Below are 1,029 nucleotides of genomic sequence, written 5' to 3'. Positions count from 1 at the left end.
TTCCAGAGGAAGTCAAGCCACTGGCAGCCGCACATGCCGATGCACTGGAGCTGTATCGTGCTGCGGATGTGGACTGGACATATTGCAGTCCTGCCGCAATCATTGAGCTGGGACGGCGTACAGGACAGTTTCGCATTGGCTTGGACCATGTGGTCGTTGATGAATTGGGTCACAGCCGCATCTCGGTTGAGGATTATGCAGTTGCCCTGATTGATGAGCTGGTGGAAGGGGAATTTGTGAATTCCCGTTTTACGGTCGGGTATTAAAAAAGGGATGGCACTATGGGAGGCGAAGAAGCATGTATATTGTGACCGCCGAGGAAATGCGGCAACTGGATCGGTATACGATTGACAAGCTGGGCATCCCGGCCCTTACCTTGATGGAAAATGCCGGGCGCGCGGTAGCTGACGAGGTATTGAAGCTCTGCGCTGTAGAAAGTGGGTGGAGCCATAAGAGCTTCTCGGAAAGCCACGTGGATTCAGCATACGGTACGGAGCGCAGATATATAGTGGGGCAGGATGCTGCCAAACAAGGATATGATGAGGGTCCAGCCTATGGTGAACGGGTCGCCCACTCAGGGCCTGGGGATACGCCGGGACATGGTGGTGTTATTCAGACGGAGCCTTGGAGCCATGGGCGACATGCCATGCGGGCACGGGAGCATTGGTATATTCTCGTAGGCAAAGGCAACAACGGCGGCGACGGACTGGTGGCGGCCCGTCATCTGACGGATGCGGGCCTGCGCGTCACCGTTGTGTACGCTGAGTCGCCGGACTCGCTGCGCGGCGAAGCAGCGGTGCAACGCGATACCATCGCGGCTCTGCACATCCCGACCCTGGTCTACGGCCGGGATGCCTTTGACCTGCGCGGCGCCTCCGGCATCGTAGATGCCCTGCTGGGCACGGGCACACAAGGCCCGCCGCGCGAACCCTACGCCTCGCTGATTCGCGAGGCCAATGCCAGCGGCGTGCCGCTTGTGTCGGTAGATGTGCCTAGCGGCCTCGATGCCGACACAGGTGCGCTGCACGA

2 protein-coding genes are annotated in these 1,029 nt (G+C 59.4%); both read left to right on the top strand.

Going from position 1 to position 1,029, the window contains the following annotated elements; translation table 11 throughout:
* Nucleotides 1–266: NAD(P)-dependent oxidoreductase (locus tag L696_RS0110485; RefSeq protein ID WP_025683589.1), on the top strand; the 266-nt coding region annotated here is incomplete at its 5' end.
* Between the two features lie 32 nt (nt 267–298).
* Nucleotides 299–1,029, top strand: a 731-nt coding sequence (locus tag L696_RS0110480) for an NAD(P)H-hydrate epimerase (RefSeq protein ID WP_025683588.1), incomplete at its 3' end; no start/stop codon positions are given.

It is taken from the genome of Paenibacillus maysiensis, assembly GCF_000520815.1.
Taxonomy (GTDB): Bacteria; Bacillota; Bacilli; order Paenibacillales; family Paenibacillaceae; genus Paenibacillus; species Paenibacillus maysiensis.
Note: the sequence above shows the minus strand (reverse complement) of the source record. Positions and strands in the feature narration are given on the sequence as shown.